This window comes from Sedimentibacter sp. MB31-C6 (assembly GCF_035934735.1).
GTDB lineage: Bacteria > Bacillota > Clostridia > Tissierellales > Sedimentibacteraceae > Sedimentibacter.
The window spans coordinates 2,919,914-2,943,266 of the sequence record NZ_CP142396.1 but is presented as its reverse complement, the minus strand read 5'-3'; the positions used below and the strand labels follow the sequence as shown (position 1 = coordinate 2,943,266).

Here is a 23,353-nt window from a genome sequence, read left to right as displayed (position 1 = left end):
TTTTTACACTCTGCAAATTAAAATTTTAGAAATTTCACGCTATATACTTGAATTGTGGTTAAAAAATAAGTTTGTATTATGTATTTACCACTTGCAGCATCAAATTTCTTATAATTACTGTAGATTTTAGCAATATTATTTTCATTTGAGTTATTTTATATACTTGATAATAAAATATTAATGAGTTAGAATGTTATAAATATAGATTTGGAGGCTTTTGAATATGTCATATAAACAAACAATAAAAGAATATATATTAATTGCAATAGGAACCTTTATAGTTGCTTTAGGTGTTTATTATTTCATGGTACCTGAGAATTTAGCATCTGGAGGTGTTTCGGGTCTTGCAATAGTAATTAATAATTATGTAACAATTCCCATATCCCTTATAAACTTCATATTAAATTTTATATTATTAATAATAGGTTTTATATTACTAGGTCGTGAATTCGGTGGAAAAACTATTTTCTCAGTATTTTTTCTTTCAATATCCATGTCTATAATGGAGCAAATTTACCCAGCAACAAAACCAGTCACTGATGAAGTTTTATTAAATCTTATATGCGGAATAGTAATATCAGCAATGGGGCTATCTATAGTATTTAATCAAAATGCTTCTACAGGTGGAACAGATATATTAGCAAAAGTATTCAATAAATATTTAAATTTAGATATGGGAAAAGGGTTAATGGCAGCAGATGTTATAGTAGTAGTATTTGCTTTTTTTACATATGGTATTGAAACTGGCATAATTGGTGCTTTTGGATGGTTTTTAAATGGAGTAGTTGTAAATTATTTTATAGATGGATTTTCAGTTAAAAATGAGGTTGTAATCATTTCGAAAAATCCTCAAGATATAAAAGAGTATATATTTAAAGAATTAGACAGAGGTGTAACAGTTTATAAAGCAGAAGGTGGTTATACAAAGGAAAGTAAAGACATTATAGTTACTATACTAGACAGAAATGAGTATTATATTTTAAAAAATGAATTAAAAAATATTGATCCAAATGTTTTTGTAACAGTAAGGGCTATTCAAGAGGTTTATGGATTTGGTTTTTCTAAATTTTAACGGGACGCATAAAATGCGTCCCCTACAATGCTTATAGTATAAAATGTGTCTCGTATAATTCATATAGCATAAAATGCATTCTATATAATATATATTTATTTGTTATCTAATGAAAGTAATAAATTTAATATAATTCCTACAATAGCCGCTGTAGCAATTGCTGGTATTTGAATCCCAAACATAGGAATCATGCTTCCAGGGAATCCAAAACTTCCTCCTAGACCAACAATTAATATAACAGCTATAACAGCTAAGTTTTTAGAGTTAAACATATCAACCTTTTTATCCATCATAATAGTAATACCTTGAGCAGCAATTACACCAAATAAATAAATTGATAATCCACCAATTACACATTTAGGAATCGAATATATAACATTAATTAATGGTGTAAAGCAAGAAATAATCATCGTAAATATAGCTGCTAGAATTAATACTGATACTGAGAAGTTCTTAGAAATTGCCATTGCTGAAATATTTTCTCCATAATTTGTTCCTGCAGGTCCACCAATAAAACCAGAAATAATGTCTCCTAATCCGTCACCTATTAAATTTAATCCAAGTTTATCTTCAATGTTATACTTTTTATCAGAGCCTTTCTTTCTTGCTAAATCATTTACATAAATATCTAATTGATAAATATGTGCTGTTGATTCTGGTATAGTAGCAATAGCTATTGGCATAATTGCGATTACTGCAGCTAAATTTGGAATAGGAAGAGTAAATTTTGGAATAGAAATTATCGAAGCAGTTTGTACAGTATCAAAGGTTATGAAAGGTATACCAGTTATACCTCCAATAATAATAGCTGATAAATAGCCGGTTAATAGTCCAAATAATATTGGAAGTTGACTTAACTTTCCTTTTAAATAAACAGAATATAATATTGTTGATATAAGTGTGATTATAGCAATAAGCCATGCCATACCTCCTGCAAACTCAGCTTGACTTTCTAATACTACTGCAGGATAAGTTGATGCATCTAACATTGCATTAGCAGCTAGAGATAATCCTATAATTATCGCTATGCTTCCCGTTACTGTCGGTGGTAATACTTTATCTATTGTATCTTTCCCTGAACGTTTAATTATATATCCTGCTATTATTGATACAAAACCAGACATAATTATACCGAATTGTGCAATTGCAATTTTGTCGTCAAGAGTATAATTTGTGAAAGCTTCTGCACTCATAATCGAGGCAATTGCTGAAATATATGAAAAACTCGAACCATAATATAAAGGAATTTTTCTACCAGTAACTAATATAAATCCAAGTGTAGCTAATCCGCTTGCAAAAATTGTTGTTGAAACATGAAAGCCTGTGATAAGTGCTACTAGTACTGTTGCGGGAAACATTACAACAATTTGTTGCAATGCAAAAAATATGAGTCCTATGACTGGTGGACGTTCGTCCGGCAAATAACCATGTATTTCTTCATTTTTTGTTGACATAAATACCTCCGTTTATTGAAAATAAAAATAATCCTACCAACCGTCAGGATTATTGTACAATAAACATAGAAATATCACAAATCTTGACGGCATCACGGTACCGATTTAAAGATTAATTTTTCCTATTATAGCATATTTATTATATTTAAGTCAATATAATTTTCATTTAATTTTCACCTTTAATTTTCACCTAATTTTCATTAATGTTCATTAACTATTATATATCAATTTTATTGGAAACATTTGAATATTTAATGCTATATAGGAAAAAATATTTTATGATTAATGAATTTGACAATTGTATAAAAAAATTACGAGGAGAAATTATATGAAACAATTCGAATCAATGGATGGGAATAAAGCTGCAGCTTATGCCTCCTATGCTCTAACAGAGGTAGCCTCTATCTTCCCTATTACTCCATCTACACCAATGGCAGAAGGTGTAGATGAATGGTCAGCCCATGGAAAGAAAAACATATTTAATCAAGCAGTAAAGGTAATAGAAATGCAGTCAGAAGCTGGAGCTGTAGGAACAATGAGAGGTGCACTTCAAGCTGGTTCTTTAGCATCTACATATACAGCTTCTCAGGGGCTTCTACTAATGATACCAAATCTTTATAAAATGGCAGGTGAATTGTTACCAGGGGTTTTGCATGTTGCAGCAAGATCAATTGCAACCCATGCATTATCAATTTACGGGGATCATCAAGATGTTATGGCTTGTCGCCAGACAGGTGCTTCCCTTTTAGCTTCTTCAAATGTTCAGGAAGTTATGGATTTAGGCGTTATTGCACATTTAGCAGCAATTAAATCCAGATTACCATTTATACATTTTTTTGATGGCTTTAGAACTTCACATGAAATTCAAAAAATAGAAAAAATAGATTATGAAGATATTAAAGCTCTTGTTGATTATAAATCCTTAGAAGATTTTAAAAATAGAGCTTTAAATCCAGAACATCCTGTTACTAGAGGTACTGCACAAAATCCTGATATATATTTTCAACAAAGAGAAAGTCAAAATCAATATTTTATGGAAGTGCCAGATATTGTTCAGCATTATATGGATAAGCTTGGTGAAATTACAGGAAGAAAATATAAATTATTTGATTATTATGGAGATAAGGAAGCTGAATATATAATTGTAGCTATGGGCTCTGTGACAGATACTATAAGAGAAACTATTGATTATTTAAGAACAAAAGGTGAAAAAGTAGGTGTAGTAAAAGTACACCTTTATAGGCCATTTTCTGAAAAATATTTATTAGAGGCTATACCTAGTTCAGTAAAAAAGATTGCTGTATTAGACAGAACTAAAGAACCTGGTTCAACTGGAGAACCTTTGTATTTAGACATAGTGAAATGTTATAAAAATTATGAAAATCCACCATTAATCGTTGGTGGTAGATATGGTCTTTCATCTAAAGATACAAGACCTTCTCAAATTATTTCCGTATATGAAAATTTAAAAAAATCAGAGCCAAAAGATAACTTTACTATTGGAATAGTTGATGATGTTTCTAATACTTCTCTACCTGAAGGCGATATTATTGAAACAGCACCTGAAGGTACTATACGATGCCGTATTTGGGGACTTGGTTCAGATGGAACTGTCGGTGCTAACAAAACGGCTATAAAAATAATAGGTGACAATACAAATATGTATGTTCAAGGGTATTTCTCTTATGATAGTAAAAAATCTGGTGGTACTACTACCTCCCATTTAAGGTTTGGTAAAGAACCAATTAGATCTCCATATCTGGTTTTCAACGCTGATTATATAGCTTGTCATAATAAATCCTTCATATATCACTATGATATAATCAAAGGACTTAAACACGGCGGAACATTTGTTTTGAATTGCTCATGGAGTACTAAGGAACTAGATGAAAAAATACCAGCATCAATTAAAAATTATATTGCTAAAAATAATATTAATTTTTACATTATTGATGCTATGTCTATTTCTTCTAAGGTTGGTTTAGGAAATAGAATTAACATGGTAATGCAGTCAGTATTTTTCAAACTTGCTAATGTACTTCCAGTTGATGAAGCTCTTAATTATCTAAAACAAAACATTGAAGAAATGTATGGTAGAAAAGGCTCTGATATAGTTGAGATGAATAAAAAGGCAGTAGATAAATCAATAGAAGCTTTAATTAAAGTAGATGTTCCTTCTTCTTGGGCAAATGCTAAAGATGACTCACTACCAATTAAAGATGAGCCTGATTTTGTTAAAAATATTCAACGTCCAATGGCACGTGATGAAGGGGATGAACTCCCCGTAAGCACCTTCAAAGGTATGGAAGATGGAACATTCCCTAATGGAACTACCTCATATGAAAAACGCGGTATTGCACCTATGATTCCAGAATGGCAAATTGATAAATGTATTCAATGTGGCAGATGTTCATATGTTTGCCCTCATGCTACGATTAGACCATTTTTGTTAGATAATGATGAAGAAAAAAGAAAACCTGATACATTTAAAACTACTAAACCAATCGGTAAAAACATGGAAAATTATCATTGGAGGATACAGGTATCACCAATGGATTGTACAGGATGTGCAAATTGTGCTGATATTTGCCCAGCAAAAGGTAAAGCTTTAATAATGAAACCAGCAGAGCATGAAATTGAAATGGAGTCTGAAAATTGGGAATTTGCAATGACAGTAAAACCTAAGGAAGATGTAATGGATAAATTTACTGTTAAAGGAAGTCAATTTTTGAGACCTCTTATGGAATTTAGCGGAGCTTGCCCTGGTTGTGGTGAAACTCCGTATATAAGACTAATTACACAATTGTTTGGTGATAGAATGATGATTTCCAATGCAACAGGTTGTTCATCTATTTATGGAGCTTCGGCGCCATCGATGCCATATTCAACAAATGCTGAGGGACGTGGTCCTGCATGGATTAATCCTTTATTTGAAGATGCAGCAGAGTTTGGATTAGGATTACAAATTGGTGTTAAACAAAATAGAGAAAAACTATTACTACTTATGAAAGAATCAATTAAATCTAATATAGATGATAATTTAAAAAGCGCTTTTTCAAATTGGATTGACAATTTTAATGATGGAGAAGGCTCGAAAAAAGCAACCAATATGATTTTAAATGCTATAAAAGATAATAGTAATAGTGATAATCTAATAGTTCAAGAGATATTAAAACGAAAAGATCAATTGATTAAAAAATCAGTTTGGTCATTTGGAGGTGATGGTTGGGCTTATGATATTGGATATGGTGGTTTAGATCATGTTATTGCTTCAGGAGAAGATATAAATATATTAGTTATGGATACTGAAGTTTACTCTAATACAGGAGGCCAATGTTCAAAATCCACTCCAGCAGCAGCTGTTGCTAAATTTGCTGCTGGTGGTAAAAAAATAAGAAAAAAAGACTTAGGTCTTATCGCTATGACATATGGTTATGTATATGTAACACAAATAGCTATGGGAGCTGACATGAACCAAACTATAAAAGCTATAAAAGAAGCTGAGAATTATAAGGGCCCATCATTGATAATTGCATATTCACCATGTATAAATCATGGTATCAAATCTGGTATGGGAACTAGTATGATGGAAGAAAAGAAGGCAGTAGATTCAGGATATTGGCATTTATACAGATTTAATCCTGAACTTAAAGAACAAGGGAAAAATCCTTTTATACTTGATTCAAAAGAACCATCACAGGATTATATAGAATTCATTCGTGGTGAAATTCGTTATTCCCAACTTATGAATGTGTTCCCTGAAATTGCTGATGAAATGTACAATATATCTAGTGAACATGCTTCAGACAGGTACAGGAGATATAAAGCATTAGCAGACCATGAAGTATTTTAGGATAAAAATTAAGAAAGCTCATATGAGCTTTCTTTTATTTTTGATTTGAATCAACATGTTCTTTTGCATTTTGCACTTGTTCTTCATCTGGAATATTAACTTTTGAAACTGCTTTTAAAGTTGCTTTATTTGCCCATGCAGCAGTATCATGGTTTTCTATTGGCATTGACATCTGTTTTTCTTTATGCTTATTTTTTGCCATGATAATTCTCCTTTAATCATTTGAAAATACTATAATACTTTCATAGTATTATTATTTATAATAATTAAAGTAATTATACTTGATAAAATTTTTTTGATGAAATTTACAAAAAATTTAAAATTTTATTACAAAAACACTTCCTACATTATATATAGGAAGTGTTCGCGTCTTACATATTTATAGATTAATCATCATTTAACAATTATAGTTTTTTAGAGAATATAGCAAGAACTACTATAATAGCCAAACCAAAAATCATTAAGCTAGTTTGTTCAATTGATGTTATTCCTACAAATGCTACTACAGCAATAGCCAAAGGAATAACAAATTTAATTAAATTATACCAAATTTCAAACAACCCAAATTTAATTGTTCCACCATTAGTAAGTTCATCTTTAAGGTCTTCCTTCTTCATAAACCATCCAACAAATATAGCTATAAACATACCACCAATAGCTAAGAAAATTTTATCAGTTAATATATCGAAGAAATCAAATACAACAACACCTAATATTTTGAATTCTGACATAAGTCCCATAGATAATGATGATAAAATACCTGTGCATACCATTATAGCCGCAGTTCCATAAACTGCTTTCTTTCTTTCCATTTTTCTTTCATCAATCAAGTAAGCTACTACAACTTCCAATAATGATACTGATGAAGTTAATGCAGCAACTGTAAATGCAATAAAGAATATAATAGAAAGAAATACACCAAAACCTCCCATTTCAGCAAAAACAGTTGGTAAAACCATAAATATTAAACTAGGTCCTGCTGCTGGTTCCATTCCATATGCAAACAATGCAGGAAATATTGCAACTCCTGCTAATATTGCAACACCTGTATCCATAATAGTTACTTGTAAAGCACTACTTGGAAGACTTTCTTTTTTATTAAGATAACTACCATAAGTTATCATACAACCCATACCTAAACTAAGTGAGAAAAAGGCCTGACCTAATGCTGCTAAAAAAGTTCCTCCGGAAACTTTTGTCCAATCAGGTTTAAATAAAAATTCCATTCCTGCTCCAGCTCCTGGTAACATAACATTTCTAATAGAAATAAAGATTAATAATACAAAAAGAGTCGGCATAAGAACTTTACCCGCTGCCTCAATACCACCTTTAACTCCCTTTGAAACAATAATAACATTTACTACCAAATAACCTAACATCCACAAGATTGGCTCAATCGGATTAGCTGTAAAAGCACTAAATGTATCTACAATTGCTGCTGGATCACTGAGTAACCCTGTAGCTGATTTAAAGATATAAGCTGCTGACCAACCACCAACTACTGGATAAAATCCCATTATAAAGAATGCGCTAAGAACACCTAAAACTCCAGCAAAAGTCCATCTTCTATCAGTTGTTTTGTAAGCTCCTACAGCAGCAAGACTAGTTCTTCTACCTACAGTAAATTCTGCCACCATAATACTAAGTCCAATTATTAATACACAAGCCAAGTAAATTACTATAAATGCTCCACCACCGTTTTCACCGGTTAAATATGGGAATCTCCATATATTACCAAGTCCAACTGCTGAGCCTGCAGCTGCCATGATAAAACCAAATTTCGAGCCCCAATTCTCTCTTTTTCCATTTCCTGTTTTCTCCATTAAAAAAATCCCTCCTTTAAACATTAAAAAAAATGAAAACGTAAACCTAATTACATAATAATATAATTAACGTACTTTGTCAAACCTGAATTTACAAAAATTTCCGTTCATTTTTTTCCTTAATAAGATATTATTCAATATATTAGCACATTATGTCACGGGTGTAAATAATTAGTTTCAAGTTGACATAAAAAACTTAAAGATAAATGAATATCAATCAATCAATGAATGTAATATTTTTATCATATATATATGAGGTTTAATTCTATCATAAAAGTTCCTTTTTAATAATATATTTATACCATTAAGTTAATTACTTATTACATTTTTTTGTTGTATTTAAGGGAGGATATTTTTATATGAATAACCAAGATTTATATTACAACCCCACTAACGAGCAAAGACATCAATTATTACTGAATTCCTTAACACGAGTTGGCAGATTTGAGGATTATGAAAATATATTAGAGTTATTAAGTCCCCCACCTAGCATTTATCAATTTGCTTCTCCATTAGCATTAAAAAATATGCGAATAGGAATTATTGGAGGCGGTCTTGCTGGTCTGGCCTCAGCATATGAACTTAGAAAATTAGGTGCAAATATTACAATTTTTGATGCAGAAAAAAAAAGAATCGGAGGGCGAGTATATACTTTATATTTTGATAAACTCAAAAAATATTTTGGAGAATTTGGCGCAATGAGAATACCTGTATCGCATGAAACAACATGGCATTATATAAACGTATTTAATTTAGATACTGAATCCTTATCAACACAATCAAATAATTTTCTATATACTCATAATATAAGAATAAGACGTGAACATAGTAGCCAGAAAATTACTGAATTAATATACCCCTATTATAATTTATCTGAAATAGAAAGAAATATTCCATGGAATGAATTGAACAGCTATGCAACTGATACTATGTTGAAAAGTTTATCCCCTCAAGTACGTACTGAAATATTGAAAATTTTGCCTGAATACTCGGAAGAATACGCTTCAATTACTAAATTAACTAATCGACAGGTTTTTGAAATGCTTGGATTAAGTCAAGAAGCTATAAATTTGTTAGCAGCAGTGGAACCATTTACAGGTGCATTATTAAATATAAGTCATGATGAAACAATGAGTAGCAATTATTCACTAGATTTTCTCAATACTTATAGAATTAGTGGTGGTATGGTTAATTTACCTTTAGCTTTCTATAACTCTCTTATTGATGACAATCCACATGAATTTAAACTTCCATCAAGTTTTTTAGGAAAAGTAGATATCAGATTAGGATGTATTGTAAATGGTATTTCAAAATCTATACACTCTGACGAAGTTAATCTACATTATAATAATTGTAATAATGAAAATTTCATTGAATCTTTCGATTATGTAATATGCACAATTCCCTTTTCTACATTAAGAGATTTAAATATAAGTCCATATTTTAGCAATCAAAAAATGCAAGCAATTAAAGAAATAAACTATATAGAGGCTCAAAAGACATTATTTCTATGTAAAATACGATTTTGGGAGGCAAATAGGTCTTATGGAAATATTAATGGTGGCATATCCTTTACTGACTTACCTATTCAATCTATTGTTTACCCTCCAGATCATTTACGGTGTGAAGAGACTGAAGAATGCTCTTTCACTGATCCAGGAGTATTGATTGCAAGTTATAACTTGGGACTTGATTCCACTAGACTTAGTAATCAAAATACACTACGACGTTTTAATATAATAAAGCGAAATGTAGAAGAGGTTCATGGTCTTCCTTATGGATTTTTGGATACTCTTATTGAAAAATATGCTACCGTTAATTGGAACACAGAATATTGGTTTAGAGGAGCCTTTGCAGCAAATTATCCTGGACAAAAAGTCAATTTTTCTTATTCAATGCTACAACCAGAATATAATAATAGGGTGCTATTTGCAGGTAAGCATGTGTCGACTAAACAAGCTTGGATGCAAGGAGCATTACAAACTGGTAAATCAGCTGCAAATCAAATAGCTAAACAAATAAATAATCGATAAAGATAATTTATTCTTTATGTTATAAGTTTAATTCATTGACATTTATTAACAAACGAAATATAATTTATGTAAAATAGCAAGTTATATCTCATTGAATTATAACAATATCAATAACACTTACTAACAGTTATAACTAATTAGGAGGCGGCAAATTGGATAAAGAAAAATTACGAGAAGTTTTAGAAAATTTTAAATTATTTTTTCAAGCGGCTACAGATTATAATAGAAAATCAAGATCTCTTCTTGTAAAAGAATCTCACAATGAAATGGATGAATTTTTACTTTTATGTTTTGGCGATTCTTTAGGGATTCCTATTCCTACAAGTTATTATTCATTAGAATTACTTCCCTTAATTGCTGAAGATTTAGAAAGTTGGCAGTTTAGAATGGGTAATAGATTGAATATATGGGAAGAAAAATGGGGAGATTATGGCTTTGATGCTTAAGGAGGAAATTAATGAATAAACTAATATTTTTTAGTGGTAAAGGCGGAGTAGGTAAAACTACATGTAGTGCTTCATATGCCGTATATTCAGCAAAAAGTGGTTTAAAAACACTTTTAGTTTCTACTGATCCAGCTCACTCAACTTCAGATATTTTTGAAAAAAAAATTGAGGATAATATAACTAATATTTTACCAAACTTAGATGCTATAGAAATAAATGGTGAAAAAGAAAGTAAATTATACATGGATAAAGTAAGAGCTAGCTTAAAGCAGGTTGTTAGCCCTATTATTATAGAAGAAATAAATAAACAAATTGATGCTGCTTCAATATCACCTGGAACTGAAGAAGCAGCTTTATTTGATAAAATGATAGAAATTATAACTGAAAAAAATAATGAATATGATAGAATTATTTTTGATACTGCACCAACTGGACATACTGTGAGACTTTTAACCTTACCGGAACTTTTAGGAGCTTGGATAGAAACTCTTATAAAGAAAAGAAGTAAATCCATTTCCCTTATGTCTATGGCTAATAATAATGGAAATGCTAATAATAAGGAAAATGAAAAAGATGAAGTTATTAAAATTTTAAAAAAACGATATGACAAAATTAATCTGGCAAAAAATATAATGATGAATGAGAAACTCTTATCTTTTGTTTTCGTAATAAATGCAGAAAAATTACCTATAGATGAAACAGTTAAAGCTATAAATATATTAGAGAAATATAATATATTAGTAGATGGATTAATAGTAAATAAGATACTTCCAGAAAATATGCAAGATGAATTTTGGATAAGAAAAAAGGAACAAGAACAGAAGTATCTAGATATTATCACAAAAACATTTGAAGGTAAGAAAATATTCACACTACCTCTTATTCAAGAAGATATGAAAGCTAATAATATAGAAATTATTGCAAATAAATTCTCTGAATTTTAAAATTTATTCTTTAATTAATATATAAAAATCAGCTATATCATTAAATACAATAAAAGATATAGCTGATTTTAGTTTACGCTAACAATTCCAAACCTAAACCTTTATTAGTTAATGCTCTTAATTTTGTAAAAACTTCTAAATTTTCTTCATAAGTTATGCCATCAACAGTTTCTATCTTTTTTTTACTACAACCATCGACTGCGCCTGCTTTTACGATTTCTTTTAATATATTTTCATATATATCTTCACCATACATAACCATTTTATCGTTTGTAATACATAGACCTGCACAGATGCCAAAAGAGCCCCAATTGGATACTCCTGCTATAATAAGATTATCTGTTTCTAACTGAGCACATATAATATTTCCTTTATTCACATACTTTTGTATGAAATTCATAACTTTACCCATACCAACTTCATTTCCTCCGTCACCAACTGCTGACGTAGTTATGTTATTCTCTTTTGCTTTAATAAATAGCAAGTCTGTATTTGGACAAAAACTTGTTATATCTTCTCCATGCATTGAATAACATCTATTTTCTATATTTCTGCCTGGACGTTCAATTCCTATTATATGATCAGGTTTATATTTATTAATTATTTCTTCAGCTTGCTCGTTTTCTCTATTTTCTTTAAAAATATATATAATTGCATTAAGATTTAATAATTTAACTCCTATCCTCAAAAACTCTTCAGAATATTTATCAGTTACGATTATTACTTTTTTATTTAAATTTTCAAGAGCATAAGCCAAAGCCAAAGCACCTGGTGGTCCGTCAGTTTCACCAATTTTCGCAGACTTTACTACAAAACCTGTTACAATAACTATAGTTTCACTATCGTTTAAAGAATTTACACATAATTTTAGTTGTCCTCTTAAATATGCTTTGTCTAGTCCTCTACTTTCTATATTTTTAGATATGATATTTTCAATTTCATCAAATTCATCATAATAGTTATTATTAGTCATCATCAAGTTCACCTTTTTAGATATATTTTACAAAGCCGATTAACCTTCTTTATTAGGGTTCTCTACATAATCATTGTACCATTTTAATATATCCTTTGAAATTTCATCACTGTTTGTTTTTACCTTGAATTTTCTCGAATATTTTATTTTGTCAGACTTAAAATTATACATAGGATCATAATACTTTTTCATCAGTTCGTTTGAAACAAAATCAAAATTACCCAACACAATTTCTTGCTTCAATATTTCAATTTTTTCTTTTGATATATATTTATTAAGCTTATCTATGGCACTAATAGATTCTTCTTTCCAATTTTCATTTAAAATATAATCTTTTTTCAAGTTTTCAATTCTATGCTCTATATCCGCATCGATGAAAACCTGTATACCCTGCCTCAATTTATCAGAGATGAATTTTGGTACTGTAACTCGGCCAATTTTATTACTCTCAGCTTCAACAAATACATAGCCATTCTTTGCTTTTCTCAACTGTTCATATATATTTGTTTCAAATTTCTTTTGTGAATTGCTTTTTCCTAAACCTATGCCTCCAAGAATTGAACCTCTATGATTAGCAGCTCCTTCTAAATCTAATACCGAACATCCAAGTTTTTCTAAATTTTTTAGTATATCTGTTTTTCCAACTCCTGTATTTCCGTTAAGAACTATATAATTAATTTTTTCATTCAGATTAGGAAGAGCATTTATAACTTCCCTGCGATAACTTTTATATCCACCTTCAAGCTGATAAATTGGAATTCCTATTGAACTGAAAATAGAAGCAAAAAATGTACTCCTGTAACCTCCTCTTGCACAAAAGGCTGCTATTTTACCGTATTTATATTTTAATTCTAATACCTGTTCAAATATATCAGGTAACTTTGGTGAAATTAAATTGACCCCAAGTCTTTTAGCTTTAGTTTTTCCTAACTGAACATAAGTAGTCCCAACTTGTTTTCTTTCGTCATCATTTAAAAGTGGTATGTTAATTGCACCCTTTATTGTATCTTCTTTATATTCTGAGGGACTTCTAACATCTATGAAAAAAAAATCATCCCTAGCGTCTGTATATATCACTGTATTCAAGTATTTACTTCCTTTCTAATCCATGATAAAATCTGGAATTATATTTCTGTATCCTGTTACTTTCCAGATATCATCAATATTATCAAGTTCTATTAATCCTTTTGCTGTATTTTTACGCACTGTACCATCATTTAAAATAATATTTAATAATACTTCAAAATTATAGCCTGATTCATTGTTTTCAATATTATTTTTATTTTCTGACAGTTGTATTTCTGCGACTCGCATTGTATAATTCCCCTTATAACATGCTTGAGCAAACAATAAATTCTCTCTGTTATTTAATAGAGTATCATATGCATCAACTGTCATTAATGATTTCAAAACCTCATCGTTAATCTGTGTTGCTTCAGTTAAAGCTTTAGCATCTACAGTATTCATATTTAATATAGATTCATAATTATCAGTTTCTTTTGCATCTACAGTATACAAATCCATAATAAAATCTTTTGCTATTTCTTCAGCTCTCATTTCTTCAGAATACAGTACACTAAAACGAACAACATAAAATGGTTCATTGTTATAATAAAACATTGCAACATGGTGATTACGTTTTGAATTTAATTCTTCCGAGTTTAATGAATTCATTTGTAAGAATACATTAACACTGCCTGTATTGTCAACCAATTTAGCATTCAAATATTTATCTTTATTCGGCATTAAAAACTTAGACTTTATATTTTTCAATGATTCTGGAACTTTTTTTAATTCGTTAATATCTTCTAAATTACCGTGTATAATAAAATGTTTAGAAAAAATATCAATATCATTAACAGGCGGAATGCCTTCTTTCATATCTGCTACCGTACTGTTAAATATTTTTATATTATCAACTTCAGCAGTTCTTTTCCAAGAATCATTTAATGCTCTTAAATAATCCTCATATAACTCGTTAGGTATAATCTGCAATGATACGATTCTATTTTCATTATTAATTGAAACTCTTAAATGATCATCTCCTACTCGTTTATTCCAATATAAACCATTCTCATAATTTTCTTCATTAAGATAATAATCCAATAGTTTACTTAAGGCTTTATCCATTTTCTTTTTATTGCCATAAATGATACCAGGCAATTTAAAATTTCTTGATAATTCATTATAATAAAAATTTTCAACTTCATCAGCTGTAAGATTACTAGGTAAATACCATGACAAATTTAAAACTTTTTTGTTTTCTCTAATATAAGAATTAATGCCAAAAGTTATATTATCATCATTAGTTAATGTGAAAATATCTCTTGTGTCATCACCATTATGCTCTTTGATATACCAGTCTAATTTTTGTTCAGTTAATACTTTTTCTATATCCTCAACTGTTAATGGAAATTGATATTCTTCAACCATTATCGGATTTGTTCCTAGTGAAATAGCAATACTGACTACAATAACAATTACTGCTGCAAATATCCAAAATGATGGTTTCTTGTTGTTTAAAATACTTTTAATACTACTCATTTTGTTGCCTCCTCAATATTCTGTTACATCATTATAAGTACAAAACTCTATTAAAATTCATTCTCAAACCTTTTGAAAAACTCATAATATATTCGTACATTTTCTAACTCTGTCCAATGCTTAACATCAACAGGATTTTCATCAAGGTCATATATTTTAGCACCATGCATGGAAAGAAGAAATGGTGAGTGTGTTGAAATTATAAATTGACATCCCATAAACCTTGCAGAATCTTCAATAAATTTCATTAATTCCAACTGCCGTTTTGGTGACAAGCTGTTTTCAGGTTCGTCTAATAAATAAAGACCATTTTCTTCGATTTTTTCAGTAAAATATTTAAAGGCACTTTCTCCATTAGAATACTCTCGAACATTATTCATGAGTTCGTTTCTTACAAAGCGTGATTGAGTTTTACTTCTAGCATTATTTACTTTTTTTAATTGCTCATAATCCTCCATTGACTTAAGTTGAAATTCTGAATATTTTGAATGCAAATATTCATCAAAAAGTTCTTCTCTTTTTAAATCAATTCCTTCGTTAAGGTTTCGAATATTTAATAAATAGTCGAACACATCATCACTTGTAATAATACTGCTGTGATCAGGTATTTTACTACCGGAAACTTTCATATCACACATATTAACATAATCAACAAAAAAATTAGATTTATTATAAACAGAATCACGATTGATTCCTGCTTTTTCAGCTATTACATTTAATGCTGTTGTTTTTCCTGAACCATTGCCACCATATAAAATAGTAACTGGTTCAAAATCGATTTTTTCAAAACCATTTTTCGATAATATCTTAAAAGGATAAAACGAGTCATAACATGTTCTTCTTATTCCCATAAAAAAATTGAATTCCAAATCTTCATTTGGAAATTTAAAAGCTTTCAAATAAATCATATGTTCTTCCTAATCTTTTTAGTTTATTATATCACAAACACTTCATTGGAACAATATGGTGCTATAATTATTCATACTTTAATTCCTCTAAAAATAAAGCTACTTCTTTCTTGTTTTTTAGTATTACAATTTTATTATTATACTTCTGAATTGTTTCGGTGTATTGTTTTTTCTTATTTTTCGATCTTCCATTTAATAAAATCCATTTGATAAATTCATAATCAAATTTTTCGTTACAACCAGCAGCCATACTTTCACGGGTTTTCCCCTTATACTTCTTATATCTATTATATGCCTGACACAAACAAATCAACCTTGAAAAGCACATAAATATAATGATATCTGCTTCTTCCAGCCTTTGCTCCCTGAGGAGCTTTGTATAATTACCGTCAATAATCCAGTTATCATTATTGTCCATAAACTCTTTAACCTTGATTTTGGCTGTTTCTTCATCTCGTTCTATCCAATTTGCTTTAAATTGAATTTTATCCAAATATAAAACAGGATAGTTATAAAAGTCTCCTAATAATCTTGCTAAAGTTGACTTCCCAGAACCACTGTAACCGATTATTGCAATTTTCATTTCTACCTCTAATAATAAGTATATTGAATTAATACAAATTTACATAAAATGCTCATCTCTTAATTTATCCATAAAAACTTCATCATAAAATTTACCTTTTAAATAATAAGACTGCCTTCTTCTTCCTATTTCTTTAAAACCAACATTTTTATAACAATTAATAGCCCTTTCATTAAATGAAAATACCTTTAGCATTATATTGTTTAAATTCATATAATAAAAACCATAGTCTAGCAATAAATTAAGAACTTCCTTCCCATAGCCTTTATTTCGGTTTTCCTCATCTCCAATAAATAAACCTACATCAGAGCATTGTCTTAGATGATCAATCGCATGAAACCCACAATTACCAATTAATTGATCATCTTCTAATCTAACTATTGCGAATTGATATTGATTTGAATTTTGAGAAATCCATTCTTTTTCATCTTCCAATGAAACTATCTTATTAGAAGTTCCTAATCCGTCAGTCACAGCAAAATCATTAAGCCACTTAATGTAAACCTCAACATCCTCCGCATTCATTGGTGATAAATATACTTTTTTCCCCACTAATTTTCTATAATACTTCATTGTCTACACCTCCTATTTAATTATAACTAATTAACAATTAAATGGCAAACTTTAGAAACGAAAAATCTTTAAATTTGAGCAATCATTTGTATTTTAGTATTTTACTTTAAAAATAGTAATTTTACAATCACGCATGGTCAAGCCTTACATATAATAAACTAAAAAAATATATAGGAGTGTTTTTCATGCAAAATTGGATTCAGCAACCTAATAACTCTTTGCTGATGTTAGGAGATTTTAATGCAAGTTACTATACCTTTCCTTATGAAGTGGACCCAGAGCTTGAAATTATTATTAAAGGGCAATTCCCCTATGCAAGATATATGTCATTTACTTTAGCTGGTCAGTTAGACAATGTCATAGTCACAGCATCTGATAAAGCTTTAATTCCTGACCCTGGAAGTACCAATCCTTTTTTACCTGGCGCTAACTGGAATGCAGACAATCGTAATTACACTATAAAAATTCGTTCTACTGCACCTCCTCAGGGTTCAGAGCATTTTGTTCCAGAAGCAGGAAATAATGTATTTTATGCTGGAACTTTAAAAGATGGCACACAAAACAGCTTTGGACTTATTGGACTTAGAATTTATGTTCCAAGCATTGGCTATGATAAAACAGGTGGTGTTGGGCTTCCTAAAATAACCTACTGCACTGCAAAAAAGGATTACAAAAATACAAACATTAATAGGTTTATTAATACTACTGACCCTTATAATCCATTAAACCCTACAAGTGTTAATGATAAAGAAGTTATAATTAAGCGTTGTTGTTGTGAAACAGTAGGACAAGATTGTGATATAGCATGGAATCGTATAGGAATTATCGCAACACGATTATTACAACCTGATTTAAATACAATATATATGATTTCTGAACAAATACAAAGAGACTCATGTGAGTTGCTATTCATTAGATGGAAGGCACCTAAATTCCCTGACACTTATCATAATACCGGACTCATAGGAAATGAAGATATGCGATACTGGAGTATATCTTTTGTATCACGAGTAGGACTTTTGGGACTTTACACAATAAGCGATTTTCAGGCTGTTATTGATAAAAACGGCTATGTAAACCTTGTTATAAGTTTTGGTGCACCACGTCCGTCTTTCGTAACAGCTGAAAATGAATTTAATTGGATTGATGCTAGTAATCTACCATTAATTCCTCTATACCTTATGTACAGAAATAATCAGGTATCTCAAAATTTCTCTTATACAGCAAAGAATATACCTGAAGGTCAAATTGTTCCTCCAGAAGTTATGGGAAAATACTATCCTTGTGGCAAATATGTAAATCCACGCTATTTTAACTCATGTTGTTATGATGACACTGATAGACATAGTAAGAATAAATGTCATTATTAGCGTTTAAAATTTGATATATTAAAGCGGTTGAGGTGTTTAATCTCAGCTTCTTTATTTATACTATTTTTGTTTAATATGGTAATATTTTTCAATAAGTGCTATAATGAAATAAATTATCAGCTAATCGCTGATGATAATTCTTATAATAGGAGGAGAACATGAAACAAACTAAAAAAATTATTTCTTTGCTTTTGGTTTTTGTTATGGTATTTTCACTTACTATTACTGCCAATGCTGCTGAAAAAGGTTCTACAGTTGTAAATGGTACTGTTAAAGAGGTGCAGAAGTACGGCAATCTTACAATGGATATTCAGCCTAAGACATTATATGATGTTGGTTATGAATTAGGGGATATTCTTGAAGTTACAATTGATGATCATGTTTTAGAAATACCTTTCTGTACATCATATAGTGATGTTGATACAGGAAGTCTTGTAGTTCGTGACGACAAAGAAGGTGATTTATTAGTTGTTGCAATCAATATGGGTGACTTTTCAACAACTTACAATGTAAATGTTGGCGATACATTAACGTTCTCTTTATCTGAAAAGGAAGGTTATCTCGGAGAATATCTTCTTCGTCAACTAACACGTACTAATACTCGTTCTGATTATTCAACAGATTCTGTATTTGCTAATTTCCGTAATATTTCTACAACTGGAATTAACCCATCAATATTATACAGAAGCTCAAGCCCAATTAACAATGAATTAGGAAGAGCGGCCTATGCTGATAAATTAGCTGAATCTGTAGGAATAAATACAGTTCTAAACTTAGCTGATTCAGAAGAAGAAATTAACGGATACATAGCATCAGAAAACTTTAATTCTGAATATTACAAATCTCTATATGATGAAGGCAACGTTATAAGTCTTTATATGGGAGTTGATATCGCAGGAGAAGATTTCGGTAAAAAATTAACAAAAGGATTACGTTTTTTAAATAATAATGATGGACCTTATTTAATCCACTGCACTGAAGGCAAAGATCGTGCTGGCTTTGTAAGTGCGGTATTAGAATGTTTAATGGGCGCAACTCTTGATGAAGTTGTTGCTGATTACATGACTACATATGAAAACTATTATAAGGTTGAAGTAGGAAGCGAACAACACAAATCAATAGCAGAAAGCAATATTTTAGCATCCTTAACTACAGTTGTTTGCGGCTTAGAAAAAGATTCTGACATTTCAGAAGTTGACCTTTCTAAAGCTGCAGAAGACTACTTATTAAAAATAGGTATGACTTCAACTGAAATTAATACACTTAAAGTAAAGCTATCAGTTGAGATTGTAGTTCCTGAAGAAACTGCAATTGAAGAGCCTAAAATAGAAGAACCTATTATAACAGAACCTGTTAAAGAACCTGAAGTTAAAGAAACAGATTCTGAAGTTACTTACTATATAGTTGTTTCTGGAGACTGCTTGTGGAATATAGCTAAGACCCACCTTGACAATGGCACTCGTTATATGGAAATTTACAATCTTAACAAAGAAACAATCAAGAATCCTGAATTAATCAACATAGGTCAAAAATTGCTTCTTCCTACTAAATAAATATTGTATTTAAAGAAGCACCAGTTTATAGCTGGTGCTTTTATAAATCATTTCTGCCATAATTTTTAATTTTACCTGTAGCCCCATTAAATACAATGTTATTTTTTTAATCAGTCGTCAAAGTTAAAACATCCAATACCAATAAGTCCTGGTCCTGTATGAACACCGAGGGCAGGAGAAATTTGTCCTTCCATATATATTGTTGCTTTATCTATATATGGTTGCATTTTTTCTCTGATTTTATCTGCTTCTTCTTGAGCATATCCATGACAAATGGTAAGATAATAATTTTTCTTATCCTTGATTTTATCCTGTACTATTTCTATTATCTTATTAATACTTTGTTTTCTTCCTCGTACTTTTTCTACTGTATAATAAATACCATCTTCGTCACAGCTAATGATAGGCTTGATTTGAAGAATACTTCCTATCATTCCTTCTACACGGCCTAATCTTCCACCCTTTACAAGATAATGTAGCGTTTGTAAACTGTAGTAAATATTTGAGTTTTCAATTTTATTTTCTACTTTCTTAACAATTTCCTCAAAGTTTAAATTTTTTTCAACTAATTGAGCTGCATATATTGATAGGAATCCAGAACCAAGCGCAATATTTTTTGTATCAATTACTTTTGTTTTGATATTCTTAAAATCCTCACAAACCATTTCAATTGCTTTGCATGTTCCGCTCAAACCTGAAGAGATTACAGGAATGATTATTTGATTGTATCCATCTGCTATAATTTGTTCTAATTTCTCATGCATTTCTCCAACAGTTGGCAAACTAGTATGAGGAATTTCATTTTTTAGATTTTCATACACTTCTTCTGGTGTAATATCAATTCTATCACGATAAGATTTATCTTTATAGTTGATGCTAAGTGCCATTTCATAAATTTTAAATCTTTCCAATAAATTTCGAGGTACATCTGAGCAAGAATCTGTTAGTATTGCAATTTTATCCATGATACTCTCCTTCTGATTTATCTTTATTATTATTCTTATTAATTTTTGTTTCAATAATTTTTTCAGTTAACAATTTATTCGACAATGATGTAGTAATAGAAGAAATAGCAAGCTTTTCATATTTTATTTCTCTTTCCTCCAATAAATAAGGACTACTTTTTTCTAAAATAGGAACAAAAACTTTTCGCATAGATTCTTCAAATGCTTCGCAAAATGAATCGTAAGCTGTTTTTTCATTTCCTTGCAATGCAACCTGCAATTGAATTCCATTTTTAATTTTAGAAATCGGGAGTATCTGTTTAAGTATGGTAATCACGATAACATATGCAATATGGATTTTTTCATATTTTTTCTTCACTGGCTTCGGCATCATTCCCCATTTTACATAATTGTTCACCATGCTTTTAGTGATAAGTTTTTCATCGTCAATTTGCATAAATGATATTTCATCAGTAACAATTTGTAACAACTGGTCACAATAAATTGCAAAATCTGGTAAGTTATCCCACAAAGTAAGTTTTACTTCACTCATTATCTTGCTATATTCATATAATTCTAAATTATGTATCATTGCTTCCCCTTTATTAATAACGATTATAAATAGTTATCATAACTATTTAAATAATAATTCAAATGTTTTTAAATGTCAAGCAAGTTCTTAAAAATTTCTTAATATTTAGATAATAAGCTTTACAAAGCATAAAATTGCAACAAAACAAATACTTGTCTATAATTTCTTTTCCATAAGATAAAACTTACCCTTTCTCCAATTTGCCTCTCCTACTTTGATATATCCTTGTTTATAATACATTTTTAAAGCATATGGATTTAGCGAAAAAGCATCAAGCCGAATTGTTTCTACTCCTACGCTTTTCAAGTTCTCTTCAATATGATTTAAAGTTAATGCTCCTATACCTTGATTTTGGAATTTAGGATTTACACACATTCTATGAATTACACTATATGTTGCATTTGGATACTCCCAGTTCCCATTAATATATTGTTCATCGCAATCACTGTTCAAAACATACACACAAACAATCTCATTGTCAATCTTACCAATATAAAGCTGTTTCTTTTTAATATCGTTTTGAAGTATATATTTATCTGGATATACTTCATCCCATTGTAGAATATTATGTTTATTCATTTCTTCAATTGCAGCCAAAAATATACTAAATATTTCTTGTAGATTTTTTTCTTCTGCAACATCAAATTCTACTTTTTTCAATTGTCTTTCTCCTTTACAAATTCCTTTTTGTCGGTTTTTATTAAATAAATCGTATGTCATATAATCTTACAATTCTGTATCACTTTTTAATTATAACTTAGTAATAACTAGATAGCAAATTTTAGAAATAAAATTTATCCACTATAAAAAAAACTCCTCAAATCTGAAGAGTTTTTAATTTTTTACATAATTTTCCATGGAGGCGGTGGGAGTCGAACCCACGTCCGAAAATATTTCCACAAGACTTTCTCCGAGTGCAGACGATAATTTAATATTCGCCTTACCTAACGCCTACCGCCAAGCTTTAGGTTCAGCTATCTCCAATTATTCAGTATTAAGTCGAAGAACCCTTAATACAGTTCCCTGCATTAGATGATGCTCCCATTTAACCGGCAGGAGGGCTAAAGGGAACAAGATTTACAGCTTACGCTGCAAATGCTAAATTATTATTTTCTTTTGCGTTTATATTTTGTTGCCACTTTTTTCGTTGTTTGGCGACAACGACTCGCTTATCTTCCTTCTATATCCCCGTCGAAACCATTTACGCCCCCGTAATATTATTAATAATCTTGTCTCTGCATTCTTCTTTCTGCATCTTTTTTAGCAAGAACTTGACGTTTATCATAATTTTTCTTACCTTTTGCTACAGATAATTCCATTTTAACAAGACCATTTTTAAAATATAAACTTAAAGGTATCAAAGAATATCCTTTTAAAGTAGTTAGGCCAATAAGTTTTCTCAATTCTCTCTTATTTAATAAAAGTTTCCTGACTCTTAAAGGATCTACATTATATATGTTACCTTTTTCATAGGGACTTATATGCATGTTATGAACAAATGCTTCACCATTTTTTATGTTTACATAACTATCCTTTAAGTTAACCTTACCCTGTCTTATAGATTTAACTTCAGTACCTACAAGTACAAGACCTACTTCTAATTTTTCTTCTATAAAATAATCATGATATGCTTTTTTATTTTTTGCTGCAATTCTATTATTTTGAGCCATATAATCACCTGCCCTAAA

Annotated in this window: 20 protein-coding genes and 1 other RNA gene; 7 read left to right on the top strand and 14 right to left on the bottom strand. The window is 30.0% G+C overall.

The annotated features are described in order from the left end of the window. Positions 1-223 precede the first annotated feature (223 nt). On the top strand, positions 224-1,072 hold the full coding sequence (locus U8307_RS14115; protein WP_326908877.1) for a YitT family protein: 849 nt from the start codon (positions 224-226) through the stop codon (positions 1,070-1,072). Between the two features lie 95 nt (positions 1,073-1,167). On the opposite strand, the gene U8307_RS14110 is transcribed toward U8307_RS14115, so the two are convergent. Beyond that, a complete protein-coding gene (locus tag U8307_RS14110; RefSeq protein WP_326908875.1) occupies positions 1,168-2,526 on the bottom strand; it encodes a uracil-xanthine permease family protein in 1,359 nt (452 codons plus the stop codon). 328 nt (positions 2,527-2,854) lie between these two features. On the opposite strand from U8307_RS14110, the gene nifJ reads away from it, so the two are divergent. Next, the gene (nifJ, locus tag U8307_RS14105; RefSeq protein ID WP_326908873.1) at positions 2,855-6,379 is read left to right on the top strand and encodes a pyruvate:ferredoxin (flavodoxin) oxidoreductase; all 3,525 of its coding nucleotides are present in this window, start codon (positions 2,855-2,857) and stop codon (positions 6,377-6,379) included. 34 nt (positions 6,380-6,413) lie between these two features. Here nifJ and U8307_RS14100 read toward each other — a convergent pair whose 3' ends face one another. Beyond that, positions 6,414-6,581: a DUF3787 domain-containing protein gene (locus U8307_RS14100; RefSeq protein ID WP_326908871.1), complete on the bottom strand. Its 168-nt coding sequence runs from the start codon at positions 6,579-6,581 to the stop codon at positions 6,414-6,416. 202 nt (positions 6,582-6,783) lie between these two features. Beyond that, on the bottom strand, positions 6,784-8,202 hold the full coding sequence (locus U8307_RS14095; protein WP_326908868.1) for a sodium-dependent transporter: 1,419 nt from the start codon (positions 8,200-8,202) through the stop codon (positions 6,784-6,786). Positions 8,203-8,561: 359 nt separating this feature from the next. Between U8307_RS14095 and U8307_RS14090 the strand changes: the two genes are divergently transcribed. The 3 genes from U8307_RS14090 to U8307_RS14080 all read left to right on the top strand — a co-directional run bounded on the left by U8307_RS14090 (position 8,562) and on the right by U8307_RS14080 (position 11,625). Beyond that, positions 8,562-10,235, top strand: coding sequence for a flavin monoamine oxidase family protein (locus U8307_RS14090; RefSeq protein WP_326908866.1), 1,674 nt, complete (start codon positions 8,562-8,564; stop codon positions 10,233-10,235). Positions 10,236-10,387: 152 nt separating this feature from the next. After that, entirely contained in the window at positions 10,388-10,681 is a 294-nt protein-coding gene (locus U8307_RS14085; RefSeq protein ID WP_326908864.1) for a hypothetical protein, read from the top strand. Positions 10,682-10,692: 11 nt separating this feature from the next. Next, positions 10,693-11,625, top strand: a complete 933-nt coding sequence (locus tag U8307_RS14080; RefSeq protein WP_326908862.1) for an ArsA family ATPase — start codon at positions 10,693-10,695, stop codon at positions 11,623-11,625. A 73-nt stretch (positions 11,626-11,698) separates the two neighbouring features. Here the strand turns inward: U8307_RS14080 and U8307_RS14075 are convergent, their stop codons facing one another. The 6 genes from U8307_RS14075 to U8307_RS14050 form a co-directional block, all read right to left on the bottom strand. Beyond that, a complete protein-coding gene (locus U8307_RS14075; protein ID WP_326908860.1) occupies positions 11,699-12,601 on the bottom strand; it encodes a DUF4392 domain-containing protein in 903 nt (300 codons plus the stop codon). 36 nt (positions 12,602-12,637) lie between these two features. Continuing rightward, positions 12,638-13,675, bottom strand: a complete 1,038-nt coding sequence (mnmH, locus tag U8307_RS14070; protein ID WP_326911622.1) for a tRNA 2-selenouridine(34) synthase MnmH — start codon at positions 13,673-13,675, stop codon at positions 12,638-12,640. 24 nt (positions 13,676-13,699) lie between these two features. Beyond that, positions 13,700-15,142, bottom strand: a complete 1,443-nt coding sequence (locus U8307_RS14065) for a hypothetical protein (RefSeq protein WP_326908858.1) — start codon at positions 15,140-15,142, stop codon at positions 13,700-13,702. Between the two features lie 50 nt (positions 15,143-15,192). Continuing rightward, a complete protein-coding gene (locus tag U8307_RS14060; protein ID WP_326908856.1) occupies positions 15,193-16,050 on the bottom strand; it encodes an AAA family ATPase in 858 nt (285 codons plus the stop codon). 67 nt (positions 16,051-16,117) lie between these two features. Beyond that, positions 16,118-16,633, bottom strand: coding sequence for a DNA topology modulation protein (locus tag U8307_RS14055; protein WP_326908854.1), 516 nt, complete (start codon positions 16,631-16,633; stop codon positions 16,118-16,120). 39 nt (positions 16,634-16,672) lie between these two features. Further along, positions 16,673-17,206 (bottom strand): GNAT family N-acetyltransferase, encoded by a 534-nt coding sequence (locus U8307_RS14050; protein WP_326908852.1) that lies wholly within the window; start codon positions 17,204-17,206, stop codon positions 16,673-16,675. Between the two features lie 185 nt (positions 17,207-17,391). Between U8307_RS14050 and U8307_RS14045 the strand changes: the two genes are divergently transcribed. Both U8307_RS14045 and U8307_RS14040 read left to right on the top strand, forming a co-directional pair. Further along, a complete protein-coding gene (locus U8307_RS14045) occupies positions 17,392-18,576 on the top strand; it encodes a hypothetical protein (protein ID WP_326908851.1) in 1,185 nt (394 codons plus the stop codon). Positions 18,577-18,734: 158 nt separating this feature from the next. After that, on the top strand, positions 18,735-20,129 hold the full coding sequence (locus U8307_RS14040) for a tyrosine-protein phosphatase (RefSeq protein ID WP_326908849.1): 1,395 nt from the start codon (positions 18,735-18,737) through the stop codon (positions 20,127-20,129). A 110-nt stretch (positions 20,130-20,239) separates the two neighbouring features. Here the strand turns inward: U8307_RS14040 and U8307_RS14035 are convergent, their stop codons facing one another. The 5 genes from U8307_RS14035 to smpB form a co-directional block, all read right to left on the bottom strand. Beyond that, entirely contained in the window at positions 20,240-21,094 is an 855-nt protein-coding gene (locus U8307_RS14035) for a DegV family protein (protein ID WP_326908847.1), read from the bottom strand. Beyond that, positions 21,087-21,665, bottom strand: a complete 579-nt coding sequence (locus U8307_RS14030; RefSeq protein WP_326908845.1) for a DUF1836 domain-containing protein — start codon at positions 21,663-21,665, stop codon at positions 21,087-21,089. Before U8307_RS14030 ends, U8307_RS14035 begins: the two co-directional genes overlap by 8 nt. Before the next feature lie 156 nt (positions 21,666-21,821). Beyond that, positions 21,822-22,325 (bottom strand): GNAT family N-acetyltransferase, encoded by a 504-nt coding sequence (locus U8307_RS14025; RefSeq protein ID WP_326908843.1) that lies wholly within the window; start codon positions 22,323-22,325, stop codon positions 21,822-21,824. 194 nt (positions 22,326-22,519) lie between these two features. Beyond that, positions 22,520-22,876, bottom strand: a transfer-messenger RNA (tmRNA) gene (gene ssrA / locus U8307_RS14020). Positions 22,877-22,885: 9 nt separating this feature from the next. Next, positions 22,886-23,335 carry an SsrA-binding protein SmpB gene (gene smpB, locus U8307_RS14015; protein WP_326908841.1) on the bottom strand — a complete coding sequence of 150 codons (450 nt, stop codon included), beginning with the start codon at positions 23,333-23,335 and terminating at the stop codon, positions 22,886-22,888. Positions 23,336-23,353: the final 18 nt, after the last annotated feature.

Bases quoted from the DNA above. Each gene is read 5' to 3' on its own strand.
- U8307_RS14045 (WP_326908851.1), top strand. From the start codon at position 17,392: ATGCAAAATTGGATTCAGCAACCTAATAACTCTTTGCTGATGTTAGGA.
- U8307_RS14080 (WP_326908862.1), top strand. From the start codon at position 10,693: ATGAATAAACTAATATTTTTTAGTGGTAAAGGCGGAGTAGGTAAAACT.
- U8307_RS14065 (WP_326908858.1), bottom strand. From the start codon at position 15,142: ATGAGTAGTATTAAAAGTATTTTAAACAACAAGAAACCATCATTTTGG.
- U8307_RS14035 (WP_326908847.1), bottom strand. From the start codon at position 21,094: ATGGATAAAATTGCAATACTAACAGATTCTTGCTCAGATGTACCTCGA.
- U8307_RS14055 (WP_326908854.1), bottom strand. From the start codon at position 16,633: ATGAAAATTGCAATAATCGGTTACAGTGGTTCTGGGAAGTCAACTTTA.
- U8307_RS14095 (WP_326908868.1), bottom strand. From the start codon at position 8,202: ATGGAGAAAACAGGAAATGGAAAAAGAGAGAATTGGGGCTCGAAATTT.
- nifJ (WP_326908873.1), top strand. From the start codon at position 2,855: ATGAAACAATTCGAATCAATGGATGGGAATAAAGCTGCAGCTTATGCC.
- U8307_RS14060 (WP_326908856.1), bottom strand. From the start codon at position 16,050: ATGATTTATTTGAAAGCTTTTAAATTTCCAAATGAAGATTTGGAATTC.
- U8307_RS14050 (WP_326908852.1), bottom strand. From the start codon at position 17,206: ATGAAGTATTATAGAAAATTAGTGGGGAAAAAAGTATATTTATCACCA.
- U8307_RS14090 (WP_326908866.1), top strand. From the start codon at position 8,562: ATGAATAACCAAGATTTATATTACAACCCCACTAACGAGCAAAGACAT.
- U8307_RS14075 (WP_326908860.1), bottom strand. From the start codon at position 12,601: ATGATGACTAATAATAACTATTATGATGAATTTGATGAAATTGAAAAT.
- U8307_RS14115 (WP_326908877.1), top strand. From the start codon at position 224: ATGTCATATAAACAAACAATAAAAGAATATATATTAATTGCAATAGGA.
- U8307_RS14040 (WP_326908849.1), top strand. From the start codon at position 18,735: ATGAAACAAACTAAAAAAATTATTTCTTTGCTTTTGGTTTTTGTTATG.
- U8307_RS14030 (WP_326908845.1), bottom strand. From the start codon at position 21,665: ATGATACATAATTTAGAATTATATGAATATAGCAAGATAATGAGTGAA.
- U8307_RS14100 (WP_326908871.1), bottom strand. From the start codon at position 6,581: ATGGCAAAAAATAAGCATAAAGAAAAACAGATGTCAATGCCAATAGAA.
- smpB (WP_326908841.1), bottom strand. From the start codon at position 23,335: ATGGCTCAAAATAATAGAATTGCAGCAAAAAATAAAAAAGCATATCAT.
- U8307_RS14110 (WP_326908875.1), bottom strand. From the start codon at position 2,526: ATGTCAACAAAAAATGAAGAAATACATGGTTATTTGCCGGACGAACGT.